The sequence below is a fragment of the Desulfosporosinus orientis DSM 765 genome (genome assembly GCF_000235605.1).
In the GTDB taxonomy this organism is placed as follows: Bacteria; Bacillota; Desulfitobacteriia; order Desulfitobacteriales; family Desulfitobacteriaceae; genus Desulfosporosinus; species Desulfosporosinus orientis.
Map to the genome: position 1 here is coordinate 1,298,128 of NC_016584.1, position 18,551 is coordinate 1,316,678.

General features: G+C 42.9%; 14 protein-coding genes. 12 read left to right on the forward strand and 2 right to left on the reverse strand.

The annotated features are described in order from the left end of the window. The 11 genes from DESOR_RS06165 to DESOR_RS06215 all read left to right on the forward strand — a co-directional run bounded on the left by DESOR_RS06165 (position 1) and on the right by DESOR_RS06215 (position 12,011). Positions 1 to 1,119 (forward strand): cysteine protease StiP family protein, encoded by a 1,119-nt coding sequence (locus tag DESOR_RS06165; protein WP_014183743.1) that lies wholly within the window; start codon positions 1 to 3, stop codon positions 1,117 to 1,119. Further along, a complete protein-coding gene (locus tag DESOR_RS06170; RefSeq protein ID WP_014183744.1) occupies positions 1,116 to 1,940 on the forward strand; it encodes an HAD family hydrolase in 825 nt (274 codons plus the stop codon). The genes DESOR_RS06165 and DESOR_RS06170 overlap by 4 nt, the downstream gene beginning before the upstream one ends. A 410-nt stretch (positions 1,941 to 2,350) precedes the next feature. Next, positions 2,351 to 2,965, forward strand: a complete 615-nt coding sequence (locus tag DESOR_RS06175; RefSeq protein WP_014183745.1) for a TerD family protein — start codon at positions 2,351 to 2,353, stop codon at positions 2,963 to 2,965. 20 nt (positions 2,966 to 2,985) lie between these two features. Next, positions 2,986 to 3,564 (forward strand): TerD family protein, encoded by a 579-nt coding sequence (locus DESOR_RS06180; protein WP_014183746.1) that lies wholly within the window; start codon positions 2,986 to 2,988, stop codon positions 3,562 to 3,564. 112 nt (positions 3,565 to 3,676) lie between these two features. Continuing rightward, positions 3,677 to 4,258: a TerD family protein gene (locus tag DESOR_RS06185; RefSeq protein ID WP_014183747.1), complete on the forward strand. Its 582-nt coding sequence runs from the start codon at positions 3,677 to 3,679 to the stop codon at positions 4,256 to 4,258. A 278-nt stretch (positions 4,259 to 4,536) separates the two neighbouring features. Beyond that, on the forward strand, positions 4,537 to 6,591 hold the full coding sequence (gene hyfB / locus DESOR_RS06190; RefSeq protein ID WP_014183748.1) for a hydrogenase 4 subunit B: 2,055 nt from the start codon (positions 4,537 to 4,539) through the stop codon (positions 6,589 to 6,591). Positions 6,592 to 6,605: 14 nt separating this feature from the next. Continuing rightward, the gene (locus DESOR_RS06195) at positions 6,606 to 7,556 is read left to right on the forward strand and encodes a respiratory chain complex I subunit 1 family protein (protein ID WP_014183749.1); all 951 of its coding nucleotides are present in this window, start codon (positions 6,606 to 6,608) and stop codon (positions 7,554 to 7,556) included. A gap of 6 nt (positions 7,557 to 7,562) precedes the next feature. Beyond that, positions 7,563 to 8,222, forward strand: coding sequence for a hydrogenase (locus tag DESOR_RS06200; RefSeq protein WP_014183750.1), 660 nt, complete (start codon positions 7,563 to 7,565; stop codon positions 8,220 to 8,222). Positions 8,223 to 8,226: 4 nt separating this feature from the next. Beyond that, a complete protein-coding gene (locus DESOR_RS06205) occupies positions 8,227 to 9,690 on the forward strand; it encodes a hydrogenase 4 subunit F (protein WP_014183751.1) in 1,464 nt (487 codons plus the stop codon). Beyond that, complete coding sequence (locus tag DESOR_RS06210; RefSeq protein WP_014183752.1) at positions 9,690 to 11,270, forward strand: hydrogenase large subunit; 1,581 nt, start codon at positions 9,690 to 9,692, stop codon at positions 11,268 to 11,270. Before DESOR_RS06205 ends, DESOR_RS06210 begins: the two co-directional genes overlap by 1 nt. Positions 11,271 to 11,300: 30 nt before the next feature. Continuing rightward, positions 11,301 to 12,011, forward strand: coding sequence for an NADH-quinone oxidoreductase subunit B family protein (locus tag DESOR_RS06215; protein WP_242832463.1), 711 nt, complete (start codon positions 11,301 to 11,303; stop codon positions 12,009 to 12,011). 52 nt (positions 12,012 to 12,063) lie between these two features. Here the strand turns inward: DESOR_RS06215 and DESOR_RS06220 are convergent, their stop codons facing one another. Continuing rightward, positions 12,064 to 13,932 carry a sigma-54-dependent Fis family transcriptional regulator gene (locus tag DESOR_RS06220; protein ID WP_014183754.1) on the reverse strand — a complete coding sequence of 623 codons (1,869 nt, stop codon included), beginning with the start codon at positions 13,930 to 13,932 and terminating at the stop codon, positions 12,064 to 12,066. Between the two features lie 353 nt (positions 13,933 to 14,285). Next, a complete protein-coding gene (locus DESOR_RS06225; protein WP_014183755.1) occupies positions 14,286 to 15,308 on the reverse strand; it encodes a molybdopterin-binding protein in 1,023 nt (340 codons plus the stop codon). Between the two features lie 477 nt (positions 15,309 to 15,785). Here DESOR_RS06225 and DESOR_RS06230 point away from each other — a divergent pair, with 477 nt between their 5' ends. Further along, a complete protein-coding gene (locus tag DESOR_RS06230; protein ID WP_014183756.1) occupies positions 15,786 to 18,512 on the forward strand; it encodes a molybdopterin-dependent aldehyde oxidoreductase in 2,727 nt (908 codons plus the stop codon). The last annotated feature ends 39 nt before the right edge of the window (positions 18,513 to 18,551 follow it).

Sequence of the window (18,551 nt, forward strand, 5' to 3'; positions counted from 1 at the left end):
GTGAACAACAAGCTCTTCAGACATTCTATCCCTGATCCGGCTCCCATGGGATGCTACAGTCCCAAGGATGTGATCTTTTTACTGAAAAGCCTTAACGGCTTGATTAAAGAAACTGACCTGAAAACTCGTGAGCAAAGGATCCAGTCCGGCGGTCATTATTCTGAAATGCTGCCTGTCGAATATGAACCTACTCAGGAATATTTGGATTTATTTCACCGGACCCTTGCCGAGAGTTCTCAAAAAGTCGCCCAAGCTGTTGGAATCGTAGCCGAGGAAATTTTAGAGAAGAACAGTTCCAAGATGGTGCTTGTCTCTTTGGCCCGGGCAGGGACTCCTATTGGAATCCTCATAAAACGTTACTTCCAGGAAAAGCATAATTTGAATTTACCTCACTACAGCATTTCCATTATTCGAGGGCGGGGCATTGATGAAAATGCCTTGATCTATATTCTGCAAAACCATCCGGAGGCCAAAATCCAGTTTATTGATGGCTGGACGGGCAAAGGGGCCATAACTATGGTCTTGAGTCAAGCTTGTCGGGATTTTAAAGCTAAGTATGAGTATGAATTGGACGATGATTTAGCGGTCCTTGCCGATCCAGGCCATTGTGTAAAAACATTTGGCACAAGAGAAGACTTTTTAATTCCAAGTGCGTGTTTGAATTCTACGGTATCCGGCTTGGTAAGCCGTACCGTTTTTCGCAAAGATTTGATTGGAGACCAAGACTTTCACGGGGCTAGGTTTTATCAGGAACTTCTCCCTAATGAGGTATCCAACTTATTTGTTGATACTATTGCTAAGGAGTTTCAAATTCTTAATCCTAAAAGCAGAAAGGGTCAGGAACTTCCGGATAAAAGGGAGGTTACTTGGCAAGGTCTAAAATCGCTTACTAGAATTAAAGAACAGTATGGGATAAACGATATTAATTTTATTAAACCCGGTATCGGAGAAACTACCCGTGTCCTGTTAAGACGTTTGCCGGACAGGGTGTTGGTGGACAGCATTGGCAACCCAAACCTGAAACATATTATGCTGTTGTGTGAGGATAAAGGAGTTCCCATTGAGGAATATCCCGATCTTACTTATTCCTGCTGCGGTATTGTCAAACAGGTATCATGATGAAAAGATTGATTTTTGCCAGTGATCTCGATCAAACTCTGATTTATTCATACCGGTCCTTCATTAAAAACCATCCTGTTGGAGACTCCATAAGTCCTATTGAATGGTACGAAGATCGTTATATTTCTTATATAACTCAAGAATCCATTCGTAAATTACAGAAGCTCTCCGGCGAATTGCTTTTCGTGCCGGTAACCACTCGAACGAAGCTCCAATATGAGCGCGTTGATTTTCTTAACCATGGTATTGCCTTTGACTATGCCATAACAAGCAATGGCGGCAAAATCTTTTATCGCGGCAGTGAAGATCAGGAATGGAGGCAGACGGTGTGGGAGGCAAGACGACATTGTCTGGAGGCTGAGGATTTAATCGCTAAGTTCGAAGAGCTTAGACATCCATCCTGGGTACACCCCGATTCAGGGAAAATGGCGGATGATTTGTTCTATTATTGTATTATTGAACGTGAAAGAATTCCCCTGGCCGAGTTAGCAGCCTTTAAACTTTGGGCGAAGGATAATAACTGGGAGTTATCCATTCAAGGCAGAAAACTATATTTAGTTCCCCAAAATGTCAGCAAAAAGGCGGCTGTTCAATATATCAAAGCAAAGGAAGGCATGGATTATGTCGCTGCTGCCGGAGATTCTTTGCTGGACTTAGATATGCTAAAAGATGCGGATTTCCCTGTTGCTCCTGCTCATGGAGAATTATATTCTCTAAATTTGCAGAATGCCGCTGGACTGGAGAGGATTCGCTTTACTCAGAAAAATGGAATCCGAGCTGGAGAAGAAATATTAGATTACGTAACAAGCTTAATATCATAAGACTTGGAATAAAACCATGGTCATTTGTACAATATATAATGGAAAACATTGGTTGATTAAGGAGAAGGAAAATTTTTTCATTAGCCTGCAGATGTGAAAGTTATGTGAAAAAAATACATTTTGGCTTTTTCTCCAAAGCTTTCCTGTGTTAAGATACAAGTACCTATAATTGTGTTATATATCATGTGAAAATAATGATGATAAATACCTTGTATATTTAGAAAACTTGGCTGGTGCCCAAAGACACTGTCTTTGCACGAATATGACTTCTTGCAGCCTTTCAGGCGCAGGCGGCCGCCATAGTTGCACTTATGCTTCAGACGAAGGCATTGTCTTCGCACATATTAGCTATCTTGCAGTATGCAACGAAAAGTTATACTTTCTGATTAGTACAAAAAGGGGGACTCGAAGTGGGTATTAATTTGCAAAAAGGGCAGAAGATTGATTTAACCAAAGGTAATCCTGGTTTAACAAAAATTTTGGTTGGTTTAGGTTGGGATGAAGCCTCAAAATCAAAATCCGGGGGTATTTTCGGAGGATTGTTTGGCGGAGGCGGGGGAAGTGCTCCCATTGACTGTGATGCCTCGGCAATTTTACTTGATGCCCAAGATAAGCTTACTGCCAAGGATCGCTTGGTCTACTTTGGCAATTTGCAAAGCGGAGACAAAAGCGTTAAGCACAGTGGGGATAATCTCACCGGTGCCGGTGATGGAGACGATGAACAAATTCATGTGGATTTAGGAAGTGTTCCCGGCAGTGTTCAAAAAATTGTTTTTGTTGTCAATATTTATGATTGCGTAAAACGCCGGCAAGACTTTGGTATGATTGCCAATGCCTTTATCAGAGTTATTAATCCCGTCAATGGACAAGAGTTCTGCCGCTACAACTTGACGGAAAGTTACGCCGGTAAAACGAGCTTAGTGGTTGCCGAGGTTTATCGTCACAACAATGAATGGAAATTCGCTGCAATTGGTCAAGGAACCAATGATGCATCCTTGAGTGAACTCATCCGTCGCTATCAATAAATTTAAAGGGGGATCTTACCATGGCAATTAGTTTACAAAAAGGTCAAAAAGTCGATCTTACCAAATCAAATCCGGGGCTTACTAAACTCATTGTTGGTCTGGGTTGGGATGTCAACAAGTATGATGGCGGGAAAGATTTTGATTTAGACTCTTCAGTTTTCATGCTTAATTCTGAGGGGAAAGTAACGGATGAAAAAAACTTTGTCTTCTTTAATAATCCCAAGAGTCCTGACGGATCAGTTATTCATACTGGGGATAATCGTACCGGAGCCGGTGAAGGGGATGACGAACAAATTAAAGTTGACCTGGCACTGGTTTCCAGCAATGTTTCCAAAATCACCTTCACAATAACCATTCATGAGGCTCAAGAACGCAATCAGAACTTTGGTCAAGTTTCTAACTCCTATGTTCGCGTTGTTAACGAAGCTTCAGGGGAAGAATTGATTCGCTACGATCTCGGTGAGGATTTCTCTATTGAGACGGCTATTGTTGTAGGAGAACTCTATCGCAATAATAATGAATGGAAGTTTAACGCCATCGGCAGCGGTTACCAAAACGGCTTAGCCGGTCTTTGCAGAGATTTTGGCCTAGACGTATAATAACAGAGGTCAGAACTCAGAAACCAGGGATCAGATGAAGTATTCATAGTGTTTTGCTTCTGGCTTATTATAGCTGCGATCTATACTTAATAAGAATAAGGTGGTGTTCGAAGTGGGTATTAGCCTGCAAAAAGGACAAAAGATTGACTTAACCAAAGGGAACCCTGGTTTAACCAAGATTATCGTCGGATTAGGCTGGGATACCAACAAATATTCTGGCGGATCAGATTTTGACTTAGATGCCTCAGTGTTCTTACTCGATAAAAACGGCAGGGCCGGGGGGATTGAAGACTTTATTTATTACAATAACCTTGTCGGCGGCAATGGAGCGGTTACCCATACGGGAGATAACCTAACCGGAGCAGGCGATGGGGATGACGAACAAATTATCGTGGATTTAGCCCAGATACCTGCCCATGTTGAAAAGCTTGCCTTTACCGTAACTATTCATGAAGCAGTACAAAGATCCCAGAACTTTGGACAAGTATCCAATTCCTTTGTTCGAGTTGTCAATGAAACCAACGGACAAGAAGTTTTGCGCTATGATTTAGGCGAAGATTTCTCCGTTGAGACAGCTTTGGTTGTCTGCGAGTTATATCGTCACCAAGGAGAATGGAAGTTCAATGCCGTAGGCAGTGGTTTCTCTGGTGGATTAGCTGCTCTTTGCGGAAATTACGGGTTACAAGTTGACTAAATCCATGGATGTGTTGCTTTCTGACAAATAACATAAATTAGGATTGAAATAGCAGATTTTAATCTGCTATTTTTTGTTTGTATGAGATCCCTATGTTTGTGTTAATATCCTAGGAAATTAGTTTGCTAATGTACAATTTTGACAAAATAGAATGGATTTGGGGCAACTAAGGCTGTTTTTGAAGATTGATATTTAAGAATTTGTTGCATATGATTAATTCTGCGTTTATCTGAATAATTATTCTCTAAGTTGCTTTAAATTTGGAAGGGAGGATAGAAATGCCGGTTTTTGATGAGTTGTTATTTCAAGTTATGTTAGGATCACTGATATTTGGGGCCCTGCTATCTTTTGCTTTACAACGGAAATCCCGCTTAAGCATTTTGGTGGGATTTTCATTTGCCAACATTGCAAGTCTCTCCGGATTGCTTTTAGGTCCGATACTCTTGCTATCTAAACGCTCCTTAGAAATGGCCTTGCCCTGGACAATACTAGGGACTAATCTTAATCTTCAGTTCAGAATCGATTCTTTATCAGCATTTTTTATTACAGTTTTCTCGGTCCTCAGTCTTTCTGTCTCAATTTTTTCCTATGGCTATACCAGCGGCTACATTGGTAAAAAAAATTTAGGAGTTCTAGGGCTGTTCTATAATCTTTTTATTTTCTCGATGTTAGCTCTGGTTTCCAGCGGCAATATATTTATGTTCCTATTTTTCTGGGAGATAATGTCGATGGTATCCTATTTTCTTGTGGTATTTGAACATCAGGATTCTCGGGTACGCAGCGCAGGTTTTATTTATATCGTAATGACCCATATCGGCACTGCTTTTATTATCATTGCTTTTTTACTCCTATATAAAGAAACGGGGAGTTATAGTTTTGGGCAATACTCTTCTTTAGCAAAAGATCTATCACCAAGTATTAAAAACCTAATATTTATTTTAGTCACGATTGGGTTTGGGACTAAGGCTGGAATCATACCCTTACATATATGGTTACCTAAGGCTCATCCTGCTGCGCCTAGCAATGTTTCGGCCATAATGTCCGGAGTAATGCTGAAAACGGCCATATATGGATTTATAAGAATTGCCTTCGGAATATTAGGTGTTGGTCCGGTATGGTGGGGGGGGTTAATCCTTGTTATTGGGGCTGTCTCAGCATTGTTAGGTGTTATGTATGCCTTAATGGAACACGATATCAAACGTTTACTGGCTTATCATAGTGTTGAGAATATTGGCATAATTCTCATGGGCATTGGTGCTGCACTTATTCTTTTGGGTTATGGCTACAATGATCTTGCTCTGATAGGCCTAACAGCGGGATTATTTCACACCTTGAATCATGCTGTTTTTAAAGGATTACTTTTCTTGGGAGCAGGGGCAGTTCATCATGCGACACATACCAGAAACATCGAGGAGATGGGAGGACTATTAAAAAGAATGCCCTGGACGGGATTCTTTTTTCTAATTGGCTCAATTTCTATTTCGGCTATCCCGCCTTTCAATGGGTTTGCTAGTGAGTGGTTAACTTATCAAGCTCTATTAGCGTTGGGTTCTGCAAAACTTGGTGTAACCATGAATATCATGGGACCAGTATTTGCAGCTTCCCTGGCCTTAACCGGGGCTTTGGCCGCCGCCTGCTTTGTTAAAGCCTTTGGAACCATGTTTCTTGCCCTGCCGCGCAGCAGTGCGGCAGAAAAAGCAAAGGAAGCACCAAAGACAATGCTGGTGGGTATGGGATTATTGGTTATATGTTGTTTAATCTTTGGTGTTATCCCTTTTATAGCCATAGATTTACTAAGCCCTGTTACTGCCGGTCTCATAGGGGTTGAAACGACCCCGCTTCTAGGCGGTTATCGCTGGCTGAATCTTACTCCAATCATTGGACAGAAAGTGGATGTTGCTGTTGCTTCAGTGTCTCCGCTGATGGTTCTGGCAGTTTTAGGGTTCAGTGTTTTTTTGATTTCAATATTTGTTAAAAAATATGGCAAGTATGGCGAAGTCCATGTTGATGAAACCTGGAACTGTGGAGTAACTCAAACCTCAAAAATGGAATACACGGCTACTTCCTTCTCAAAGCCTATTCGAATTATGTTCCGAGCTATATTTCAGCCGTCGAGAAAAATCAAGAAAGAGTATGTTCTAAAACCCTATTTTACAAGTCATATTGTTTATGAAGGGGATATAAAACCTTTCTTTGAAGATAATCTTTACAGGCCCCTGCACAAGGTTTTTATTATGTTAGCGGATAGAATCACCGTATTACAGTCGGGCAGCATTCAACTTTATTTAGGTTATATCTTTGTAACATTAGTTGTTTTGCTGATTTTTGCGTGAACGGAGGGGACTTTATGTTTCAAGAAGCAGCTATTGGAGCTTATCAAATGCTCTTAATTGTGTTATTAGCTCCGCTGATCACAGGAATAATCAAGAAAACGAAGGCTTTTTTCCAAACAAGAAAGGGACCGGGCATTCTTCAACCATATTATGACCTATATAAATATATGCAAAAACAATCCGTTGTCTCCCAACATGCATCATGGATTTTTAAAGTAACACCTTTTATCTATCTTTCTTCGATGTTAGCAGTATCTGCAGTAATACCAGCCATTTCAACAAATAGTTTATTGATGTTTACTGGGGATCTTATTCTTGTGGTTTATCTTTTTGCCCTTGCTCGGTTTTTCTTAGCCCTAGCAGGATTAGATGCAGGGAGCGCTTTTGGCGGAATGGGCAGCAGCAGGGAAATGGCTGTATCAGCGATCGCAGAACCTGCGTTAATGCTGCCCCTCTTTACGATGGCGGTTTCTGCGGGAACGACAAATCTTTCAGGCATTGTACAAAGTGTTATTCATGGAGGTGAGGGGACCTTGACTCTCGCCCATTTGATGTCTTTTGTGGCCTTATTTGTAGTGGCTATAGCTGAAACGGGACGAATTCCCGTCGATAATCCGGATACCCATTTAGAGCTAACCATGATTCACGAAGGAATGCTGTTAGAATACTCAGGAAAGAATTTGGCACTGTTCTCTGTGGCTGTATCTATAAAACAAGTGCTGATTTTCACCCTTTTGGCAAATCTCTTTTTTCCCTGGGGAATAGCCCCTGTTTCGGCGGGTGTAAGTGAGTTGGTTTTAAGTACCCTAATGTTAGTTCTAAAATTAATTGTATTAGGGGTTATCATGGCTGTCGTGGAAACCTCCTTTGCCAAAACCAGGTTATTTAAGGTGCCGGATTTGCTTTTAGGATCATTTTTAATTGGTTTAATAGGACTTGTTTCTAAGTTTGTGTTCAGGGGGTAATTTAGGATGGGGATGCAAAGTTATCAGAGCCTAGTGAATTTCTTAATAACCCTGATTTTAGGGACGGTATTTTTAATGATTGTGGTTAGCCGTTTTAATTCAGTTATTATGGCTGTTGTATTGCAGGGCCTATTTCTTGTTGCTTTATGTACCGTGCTTGGTTGGGCGACTGGAATTCGAGAAATGTATATTGCTGCGTTGTTAACTCTAGTTGTTAAAGCGGGGATCATTCCTTATGTTTTAAATAAGGCTGTTAATAGAGTGTCAACAAACAGAGAGGTTGAAGCCTTTCTAAATATGAAAATGACCTTGATGTTGGATGTGTGTTTGATTTTTATATCCTATTTGGCAACTGGACAAGTCATTGGAGAAGGTTCAGGTCTTATTCATGAAGCACTGCCTGCAGCTATCTCATTAATGCTCATTGGTTTATTCCTCATGATTAATCGCAAATTTCCTATTATGCAAGTCGTAGGGTTAGTGGTCATGGAAAATGGGATTTTTTTGGCTGGGTTAGGTACAACGAATGGTATGCCATTAGTAATCGAGCTGGGAATATTTATGGATATCCTGGTAGGAGTTTTGATAATGGGAGTATTAGTGTTCCGAATTAATCAGAGCTTTGACACGGTTGACACAAGAAATTTAAGAAATTTACGGGGATGATTATATGCCGTTAATTTTACTTGCTCTGCCAATAGTAATAGCGCTGTTAAGCTTGATGGTTTCAGGCCGAAGAATGTTAGGGACCATTAGTGTGGGAGGATCAGCAGCGATCCTCATTACAGTCCTGCTTATAGCACGACAAGTCTTCAAGGGCTCTAATGTAGTTTGGGGACAGTTTATTTTTATTGATCCACTGTCTGCTTTAATCCTTAGCCTTGTCGGCATCATTGGGCTACTGGCTGCATTATATTCGATAGGTTATCTTTCCCATGATATTAGAGAGGAAGAGGTTTTAGAGAGCCGTTTAAATTGGTATTATTTCTGGTTTTATATCTTTATGTTCACTATGCTTCTTGTACTGGTTTCCGCAAATATGGGCATTATGTGGGTTGCAGTAGAGGGTACGACTCTTGCTACGGCTTTACTGGTTGGCTTCTATAACAAAACTACTTCTTTAGAAGCTGCCTGGAAATATATTATCATCTGTACCGTTGGAATTGTTTTTGCTTTGCTTGGTACAGTTCTTTTGCACTATGCTGCCGTTTCTGTTACCGGTGAAAATGGTTCTTTAGATTGGCAGACTTTGAGAAGAGTTGCAGATCAGCTTGATCCCATGTTGATTAAGCTTGCTTTTATTTTTGCCTTAGTCGGGTATGGTACAAAAGTAGGACTGGCGCCTATGCATACTTGGCTGCCAGACGCTCATAGCCAGGCTCCTTCTCCCATTAGCGCCATGCTTTCAGGAGTATTACTGAATTGTGCCTTTTATAGCATCATTCGGTTTCACTTGGTAGTGGCCGAATCCTTGGGACCTCAGTTCTCAGATAATCTAATTTTAATTTTTGGTGTTTTGTCCATTGCAGTTGCTTTGCCATTCATTCTTGTTCAGCGTGACATTAAGAGGCTGCTGGCGTATTCAAGTATAGAGCACATGGGGATTATAGCTGCCGCAGTGGGCTTAGGTACTAAATTTGCTTTGTATGGAGCTTTCCTGCATATGATCAATCATGCTCTGGCGAAATCCTCGCTCTTTTTCATTGTCGGCAGTGTGACTCAACATTATCGGACGAAAAGAATCAATAGGATTAAAGGATTATTTAAAACCATGCCTATAACTTGTACGGCTTTATTGATCTCGGGATTAGCAATCGCAGGAGCGCCGCCGTTTAGTATCTTCACAAGCGAATTTCTAATTCTTAGTTCAGGTTTTTCTCAGGGAAGCTTTCTTGCCTCAAGTCTGATCCTCATCTTGATCACCTTAATTTTTACAGGTGTTATATATGCTATGAGCAAGATTGCTTTGGGAACTCCGCCAAGCCGTGTTAAGTCAGGAGAACACTGGAATTTTAGCATAACGATTATTTTCATCTCATTGATACCTGTTGTAATTATGGGTGTCTATATTCCAGATTTCATACAAAACATTCTTCAGCAAGTAACCACCGTGTTAATAGGAGGAAGTCGTTAATGATAAGGCAAGATAGGGTCGTTGCCCTTATTTCTGATTATTTGAAAGAAAGGGTGGTCATTTCCAAGGCCCATGTAAATGAACTTCATCTGGAAATTAATAAAGGAGATATTCTTATCCTCGCTGAACGATTTGAGGAATGGGATTTTCCTTTGATTCAAATCACAGCGACGGATGAGAGGGGTATTCATGGATATTTTCGTTTGTTTTACACCTTCGCTAATGACCACGAAAACTATTTAATCATCGTCACTTTCCCTGTAACTGAGGCTGAACCGTCATTTCCTTCGATAACCAATCGAGTCCCGGCAGCCCATTGGTATGAACGAGAAATCAAAGACCTTTTTGGCTTAGATCCTGTGGGACACCCGGACAAACGATGTTTGGCTGTACATGAGGACTGGCCGGAGGGTTTATTTCCGCTGCGCAAGGATTTTGATGCAAATTCAGTCGTTCCAAGAACCGGGGCTGAGTTTTCATGTGATAAAGTAGAGGGTGAAGGGGTTATGCAAGTCCCTGTCGGACCCATTCATGCGGGAATCATTGAACCGGGACATTTTAGGTTTAGTGCAGTAGGTGATACAGTAATAAATTTGGAAGCCCGATTGTTCTATACTCACAGAGGATTAGAGAAGCTTGTGGAAGGCAAGACCCCTTTGGAAACGTTACCAATCGTGGAACGAATCTGCGGGGCATGTTCATTTTCGCATGCAACAGCCTATTGTCAGGCTTTAGAGAAGATCTCCGCTGCAGAAGTCTCTCCAAGAGTACAGTCTATTAGAACAATAGCTTTAGAACTTGAACGTTTGTATAATCACGTCGGGGATGTAGGTAACATTTGTGCAGGCGTAGGGTTCGCCTTTGGAACCATGCATGGAGCTCGGCTGAAGGAAGATCTCATGAGACTCAACGAAGAAGTTTTTGGAAGTAGGTTTCTCAGGGGGATAAATATCCCGGGAGGAGTTCGACGGGATATTTCAGGCTTAGACAGTCAACGTATAGTAGTTGCCCTAGAAAAGTTAGAACAAGAATTTAGAGAATTGGTGGAGATTCTACTTAATACAAATTCGTATTTGGATAGGGTTGAAACCACCGGTGTTCTATTAAAGCAGACTGCCGTCGATTTCCACGCAGTCGGTCCTGCTGCGAGGGCTGCCGGTGTAAACCGGGATCTGCGGCGTGATCATCCTTATGCTGCTTACGATCGAGTTTCGTTTAAGGTGCCCGTTTACGATCAAGGTGATGTTTTAGCCAGGATTAAAGTGCGCATTGATGAAACCTTCGAATCGCTTAATATTATTAGACAAGTATTAGCTTCAATGCCCATAGGAGCATTAACTAAACCTTTAGGAGAGATGACACCTTACCAATATGCTATAGGGATGACAGAATCCGCACGAGGAGAAAATGTGCATTTTGTCATGATTGATGAGGATAAAAAGATTTACCGGTATATGGTACGTTCGGCATCCTATGTTAATTGGCCTGTTGTTCCCACGACTGTGCCTGGTAATATCATTCCTGATTTTCCTGTAATCAACAAGAGCTTTGAGCTGTGTTATTCGTGTTTGGACAGATAAACAATTTCTATATGGTGTACAAGGAGGTTTATGATGCTCGAACTTTTTCGTAAGAGTTTAAAAACAGGCATTGTAACGACAGAATATCCCGAGCATAAGGAGGTTCCGGGGTTAAGTTTTCAAGGATTACCCGAGTGGCTGGAGCAAAATTGCCTCCAATGCGGCAAATGTGAGGCAGTATGTCCTACTAAAGCCATATCATTGCAAAGTGGACAATTATATTGGCGGGTAGATCCTAAAAAATGTATTTTTTGCGGATACTGTGTGGAGGTTTGTCAGGGGGCGATCGTCCAAGGGAATCAATATGAATTAGCGGAAAGTGCTAGACAAGTTCCGCCTACTCCCGCTTTTAAACATTCTGTACACATACGACACCTCGATTCCGGGTCGTGTAATGCTTGTGACTGGGAAATGACCACGCTTACCGGTCCTATTTATGATATACAACGGTTAGGATTTGATTTTGTAGCGTCACCTCGTCATGCTGATGTGCTGATGGTTAGCGGGCCGGTAACCAGAAACTTAGAAATAGCAGTAAGGAGGACCTTCGCGGCAACCCCTGAACCGAAACTTGTGTTAGCAGTCGGTGCTTGTGCCTGCAGCGGCGGAATTTGCGGTAAAAGCTATGCAAGTACAGGGGGAGTGGACAATATAATTCCAGTGGATGTCTATGTCCCAGGCTGTCCGCCACGACCGCAGGCCTTAATTCAAGGATTGCTTAAAGCAGTAGGAAGAGCTTGAAATACTAAGCCCCTCTCAGATCTTGTCTGGAAGGGGCTTTTTGTTCTGCCTGTTAAAATTTTATATTCAATTCTTTAATCTTACGATAGAGCGTATTTCGTCCAATCCCTAATATTTTTGCGGCGGGGGCGATTTTTCCTCTGGTTTGGGTTAAGGCATAGAGAATGGTCTGTTTAGTTTGTTGATCAAGCAAGGGTTCGGATGTGGGTTCAGCTTTTGAAACGGTCTGCTTAAATTCATCCGGTAAGTTTTCCACTGTCAGAATCGAACCATCTGCTAAAGCCACCATGCTTTCAATACAGTTTTCAAGTTCCCGAACATTGCCGGGCCACGTGTAAGCCAATAAATAGGAGTAAACCTCTTCATCAATCCCCAAGAGCGGTACCCCAAATGATTCGCAGGTTTTGCTAATAAAATGGGGAACTAAGTCTCTGATGTCTTCTGAACGTTCACGTAATGGAGGCAATTCCAAGGTAACCACCTTCAAACGATAGTAAAGATCTAAGCGGAATTGTTGTGTCTCGACGAGGGTATTAAGGTTTTTGTGCGTTGCGGCAATAACCCGTACATTAATTTTTTTGGTTTTTGTATCACCAATTCTGGATACTTCCTTTTCTTGAAGTACTCTGAGGAGGGCTGCTTGAACGTTTAAAGGCATATCCCCAATTTCATCAAGGAAAATAGTCCCTTGATCAGCTAATTCGAATTTGCCGGGTTTCCCGCCTCGACGTGCTCCGGTAAAGGCACCCTCAACATAGCCGAAGAGCTCACTTTCAATTAAGGCAGGAGATAATGATGCACAGTTCAAAGCAACAAAAGGGCCCTCCCGCCGGGGACTAAGCTGATGGATGGATTTAGCGATAATCTCTTTACCTGTGCCGCTTTCGCCATAAATGAGAACAGAGGAATTGTTGGCAGCTACCTTTGAAACTTTCCCTAAAATCCGTTGTGAAGGCTGGCTATTTCCCACCCATAAGGTCTGTACCGGAGGGCGGTTATTGTATTGCAGAGTCCCCACAGCTCCTAGTGGTTTGCCGGCATTGTCAACGACACGCTCTAAGTGAGAGGAAATTTCCTTTCCGGCGGAATCTTTTAAACGCAGATTAAGAGAATGCTTGCTCAACATCCAGCCTTTGGGTGAGTTGAAAATTTCCCCTGCAAGCCGGCCGATGATGTCTTCTTGTCTGCGCCCTAGCAGCGCGGCACCGAAGGAGTTGATGTTCGTGATGATACCGTTATGATCAATAGTAAGAAATCCTTGCTTCAAAAGGGAAGAGGCTAGCTTGGCGCCTTCTCGGTAGAATTTAAGCTGATTTTCCAGCTCAAAAAGCTGCAGGTTCTTCTGGATCATGCTGGCACCCATCATGGCGATATTTAAGATTTTCTCCCGGTCGCGGCCGGCTTCCCCACTGATATCCAAGACCCCAATAGGGTTGCCCTGGGTATTTTGAATCGGGGCGGCCCAGCAGGCTAAAAAGTGATTATCACGCACAAAGTGTTCCCAGCCGGAGACTGAGATAGGGGCATTATCACGGAGTGCTGTGCCGATGGCATTGGTCCCGCGAGTTTCTTCACGCCAGCTGGCACCTGGGCTTAGATTCACCTTCTGTGCCTTACTCATAAAAGGCGCATCACCAATGGCTTCAATAATGTATCCGTCAGTGTCCCCCAACAGTATCGTGTAATTTTTGCTTCCGAGCAGATCAAAAATGTACGGCAGCACGGGTTCGCCCGCTCGGATTAGGGCATCTTGAGCTTCGCGGCGTTCTGTAAGCCGCGGCATAGAGAGAATATCCTGATTGGAAATAAGAGTATGGTCTACATGATACTCTAAGCTTCTCTGCCAGGAACGATAGATGGAAGGAGTGACGTCAGTTTCTACGCTTTCCCCATTAATAAAACGTTTCCAATGGTTGTCCATAGAGCGCTTCCCCATCCTCTCTGGTCATGGAATATTTCTTCTTGTAATTGTCAGAATATCATATCTATTTCACTGAGACAACCATCATACTACAGGAAAAGTGTTCTAATTTGGAACGATAATTTGATGCAATCGGTCAAATATGGAGCATTAGGGTGCTGGGTTGAATTAAGTTGTATCCTTAATTAGTCTTTTTACAAAAGTTCTTACACAAAAATACATAGTAAAAAATAAGTCTAAAAAATTAACCACAGGTAAATCTTCAGTATTCACCTGTGGTTTTTTAGTTTTTTTAAGTTAACCTGTTCTTAGAACGAAGATGATTGTCTTAAAAATCCTGTCATTTAATATACTTACTTACCAAAGGAACAGTGTGGGTAGATGCAGACCGGACAGTTAAGGCAAAGCCCTCCGCTGCCTAGTTTAACGATATCCATGCGGGTTAGACGTTCTCCGGTCATTAAGCGGGGGGCAATTAAATCAAAGGCAGTCGTCTTAGAATACATCACGCACCCAGGTAATCCCATGATGGGTACATCTCCGATGTAAGCAAGCAAGAACATAGCTCCCGGCAACACAGGGGCACCATAGGTGATAAGATCTGCACCCATTTCTTTGATGGCTGTAGGGGTAACGTCGTCCGGATCAACAGACATGCCTCCGCTCACTAAGATCATTTCTGCGCCCTGATTTAACTGTTCTCTTATGGAACGTTGGATAAAGTCAACATCATCATTGGCCAAAGCATGAGCAATAACCTCAGATCCCCAGTTTTCAACTTTAGCACGCAGGACAGGGCCAAATTTATCTTGGATTCGCCCATGGAAGACTTCGCTGCCTGTGGTTACGATACCCACTTTCGTATGCTTAAGAGGTCGTACTTCCAGAAGAGGATCGGTAAATGTTCGGGCAATACGTTCAGCTTCAATGATCACGGATTCGTCAATCATTAGAGGTACTACTCTGGTACCCGCTACAATATCACCTTTTTTAACCGGATAGTGATTGTGAAGCGTTGAAAGAATGACGTTTTCTAACGTATTTAATGCCAAAATACCATCGACGGATGTATAAAGGAGTCCGTCATGGTCGGCAGTAAAGCTGACTTTCCCTTCTTTAGGTTCATCAAGGAGTAACCCGGAACCGGCTGCAGCTCGAGCAAGGCGCTGTGCAGCTTCATTTTCGTGGATGAGGCCGGGGGTTTGATCCCAAACAAAAATATGCTCTTTACCCATACTAAGCAGAACTGGAATATCCTCTTCCTTAATGACGTGTCCTTTTCGAAATCGCGGGCCTTTAACGACTCCAGGGATAATCTGAGTCATATCGTGAATGAGAATAGTACCAACCGAATCTTGTACTTTTATTTTTTCCATGAGGATATCCTCCATTAATATTACATATTGTAAGGTGTGTTCGATTAACCTGCCTGGAGTGGGATAGAAATCTGTCATTGTTGAAGGGCATACTGAGGGGAAATCAATCTGCCCACTTGCATGGTACAGCATTCTATTCATGTGGTCAAGAGGAAGAGTATTGAAGTGGGAAAAGGAGGAAAAAGTAAAAGTTATAATTGTCTGAATCATTGGCATGCTTATTGCAACTAACAATAAAACAAGCCAAGTAAAGCAAACAAAATCAAACTAATGCAAACCAAACTTATGTAAGCCAATATTAGCTCGCCCAAAAAAGAGTGGGAGGAAGGATTTGTCAGTTGATAAATTAACAGGGGAAAGTTTGCTTTACTTATTGTGTACTTTCCAAAAACTAACTAATCAAAATGTATTCCTAACTCAAACTAGTAGAACGAAGGTATGATTGTCGAGGATTAATTAAGAAAAGGAGAGAAAAAGATGATCAAAAAACATGTCATTATCAACGGTAACCCTCAAACACTAATTGTTGATGGCGAAGTGACCCTAGCCAACGTCTTGCGGGGACAACTGCACATGACCGGAACGAAAATCGGATGCGGCAAAGCTCAATGCGGTGCTTGTTCTGTTATTATCAATGGGAAAGTTATTCGTTCCTGTGTTACAAAAATGAAAAGAATCCCAGACGAAGCCGTTATTACTACAATCGAAGGTGTGGGTACCAAGGAACAATTACATCCCCTGCAGCTTGCTTGGATGATTCATGGCGCTGCGCAATGTGGTTTCTGTAGTCCGGGATTCATTGTTTCAGCAAAACAACTTTTAGAGGAAAACAATAATCCTTCGAGAGATGAGGTTCGGGATTGGTTCCAAAAGCACAGAAATGCCTGCCGTTGTACAGGCTACAAGCCCTTGGTTGACGCGGTTATGACTGCAGCTAAGTTGATTCGCGGCGAGATAAAGACCGAAGATCTATGGGAAAAGCTGCCGTCCAATGGCTCAATCTGGGGCAGCAATTACATTCGTCCCTCCGCTTTGGCCAAGGTTACCGGTACATGTGACTATGGCGCTGATTTAGGGGTTAAAATGCCTTGCGGAACTCTGCAGTTGAAACTGGTTCAGGCTAAGGTTTCACATGCCAATATTATATCTATCGATACCTCTGAAGCTGAAAAAATGCCTGGTGTATATAAAGTTATCACTCATAAAGATGTTAAAGGCAAAAACCGGATTACCGGCTTAATCACCTTCCCGAATAACAAAGGGGATGGTTGGGACAGGCCGATCCTCTGCGACGAAAAAGTGTTCCAATTTGGTGACGCGATCGCCATTGTAGCTGCCGATACCGCTGAGCATGCTCAAGCTGCAGTTGACAAAGTTAAGGTAGAGTTGGAAATTCTCCCTGCCTATATGAGCGCCCCTGCAGCCATGGCAGACGATGCTATCGAGATTCATCCCGGAACGCCTAACGTTTATTGGGAAACCAAGGTGATTAAAGGCGAGGAAACAGCTCCTCTGATGGAAAAAGCAGATGTCGTCGTTCAAGACGATTTCTATGTAGGACGCCAGCCCCACCTGCCGATCGAGCCTGACGTTGGTTTTGCCTATATTGATGATGAGGACCGCGTAGTGGTTCATTCCAAGAGTATCGGCATTCATCTCCATCATGGTATGATTGCCCCGGGGCTCGGACTGGAGCCAGACAAATTGGTTATTGTACAAAATCCCTCTGGCGGAACCTTTGGTTATAAGTTCAGCCCAACCATAGAAGCCTTACTAGGGGTAGCTGCGTTGGCTACAGGTAAACCTGTATTCCTGGAGTTTGACTACTATCAACAAATTACTTACACAGGGAAACGTTCGCCGTTCTTTATCAATCTTAAATACGGGGCTACTAAAGAAGGTAAACTGGTTGCCATGGAAGCCGATTGGAGCTGCGATCATGGTCCGTATTCCGAGTTTGGCGATCTGGTTACCCTGCGGGGCAGCCAATTCATTGGCGCCGGTTATATGATTCCCAATATTCGCAGCAATGGCCGCACTGTCTGCACAAATCATGCTTGGGGTTCGGCTTTCCGGGGTTACGGATCTCCGCAGAGCCTGTTCGCAACCGAGGTATTGATGGATGAACTGGCGGAAAAACTAGGGCTGGATCCCTTTGAGCTGCGTTACAAAAACATTTACAGACCTGGTGATACTACTCCTACCGGCTGCGAGCCTGACGTACACAGTATGGTGGAGATAATGGATAAACTTAAGCCTCTCTATGATACAGCTAAGAAAAAGGCTGAAGCTGAATCCACTGCCGACAAGAAACGCGGCGTCGGCATCTCTCTCGGCGTCTACGGTGCCGGTCTGGATAACCCCGACGGTTCAGAGGCTTGGGCTGATTATACGGAAACCGGTGTCACAATTTTCAACGGTTGGGAAGATCACGGTCAAGGTGCGGATATGGGGACACTGGCTACTTCCCATGAGGCTTTGCTTCCCTTGGGAATTAAACCCGAACAAATAAAATTAGTCATGAATGACACCTCTAAAGTTCCCAACAGCGGACCTGCCGGTGGCAGTCGTTCGCAAGTAATGACCGGTAATGCCATTAAAATTGCTTGCGAAGAACTGTTAAAAGCAATTCAAAAACCCGATGGAACTTACCGAACCTATGCAGAACAGGTTGCAGCAGGGTTACCAACCCACTTTGTTGGCAAATATAACACTCCGGCCGGGTATAATGGCTGTGACCTCGAAACCGGACAAGGAGTCCCCTTTACCACTTATATGTATGCAGCGTTCCTCTCTGAAGTGGAAGTCGATGTCAAGACAGGTAAAACCAAGGTTCTTGGCATGAACGGAATATTTGATATTGGCACGCTTGCTAATAAGCTGGTCGTTGACGGGCAAATGTTTGGCGGAATGGTACAAGGTATTGGCTTGGCCCTCAGCGAAGATTTCGAAGATCTTAAAAAGCATATCGATCTGGTTAGCTGCGGCCTGCCCTTCATTAAAGACGTACCTGACAAACTTGTCGTCGATTATGTTATGACTCCAAGAGAACATGGTCCCTTCGGAGCCTCTGGTGCTGGTGAAGCACCCCTGACCTCTCCTCATGCTTCCATCATTAATGCAATTACAAACGCCTGCGGGGTAAGGATTACCAAGTTACCAGCCCTGCCTGAAAAAGTACTTGCCGGATTAAAGGCTCAGTAATAATTAGTTTTACCACAGGGGACCAAAAATTGTTTATAC

Bases quoted from the DNA above. Each gene is read 5' to 3' on its own strand.
- DESOR_RS06220 (WP_014183754.1), bottom strand. From the start codon at position 13,932: ATGGACAACCATTGGAAACGTTTTATTAATGGGGAAAGCGTAGAAACT.
- DESOR_RS06200 (WP_014183750.1), top strand. From the start codon at position 7,563: ATGGGGATGCAAAGTTATCAGAGCCTAGTGAATTTCTTAATAACCCTG.
- DESOR_RS06195 (WP_014183749.1), top strand. From the start codon at position 6,606: ATGTTTCAAGAAGCAGCTATTGGAGCTTATCAAATGCTCTTAATTGTG.
- DESOR_RS06170 (WP_014183744.1), top strand. From the start codon at position 1,116: ATGATGAAAAGATTGATTTTTGCCAGTGATCTCGATCAAACTCTGATT.
- DESOR_RS06230 (WP_014183756.1), top strand. From the start codon at position 15,786: ATGATCAAAAAACATGTCATTATCAACGGTAACCCTCAAACACTAATT.
- hyfB (WP_014183748.1), top strand. From the start codon at position 4,537: ATGCCGGTTTTTGATGAGTTGTTATTTCAAGTTATGTTAGGATCACTG.
- DESOR_RS06215 (WP_242832463.1), top strand. From the start codon at position 11,301: ATGATGCTCGAACTTTTTCGTAAGAGTTTAAAAACAGGCATTGTAACG.
- DESOR_RS06210 (WP_014183752.1), top strand. From the start codon at position 9,690: ATGATAAGGCAAGATAGGGTCGTTGCCCTTATTTCTGATTATTTGAAA.
- DESOR_RS06180 (WP_014183746.1), top strand. From the start codon at position 2,986: ATGGCAATTAGTTTACAAAAAGGTCAAAAAGTCGATCTTACCAAATCA.
- DESOR_RS06225 (WP_014183755.1), bottom strand. From the start codon at position 15,308: ATGGAAAAAATAAAAGTACAAGATTCGGTTGGTACTATTCTCATTCAC.
- DESOR_RS06205 (WP_014183751.1), top strand. From the start codon at position 8,227: ATGCCGTTAATTTTACTTGCTCTGCCAATAGTAATAGCGCTGTTAAGC.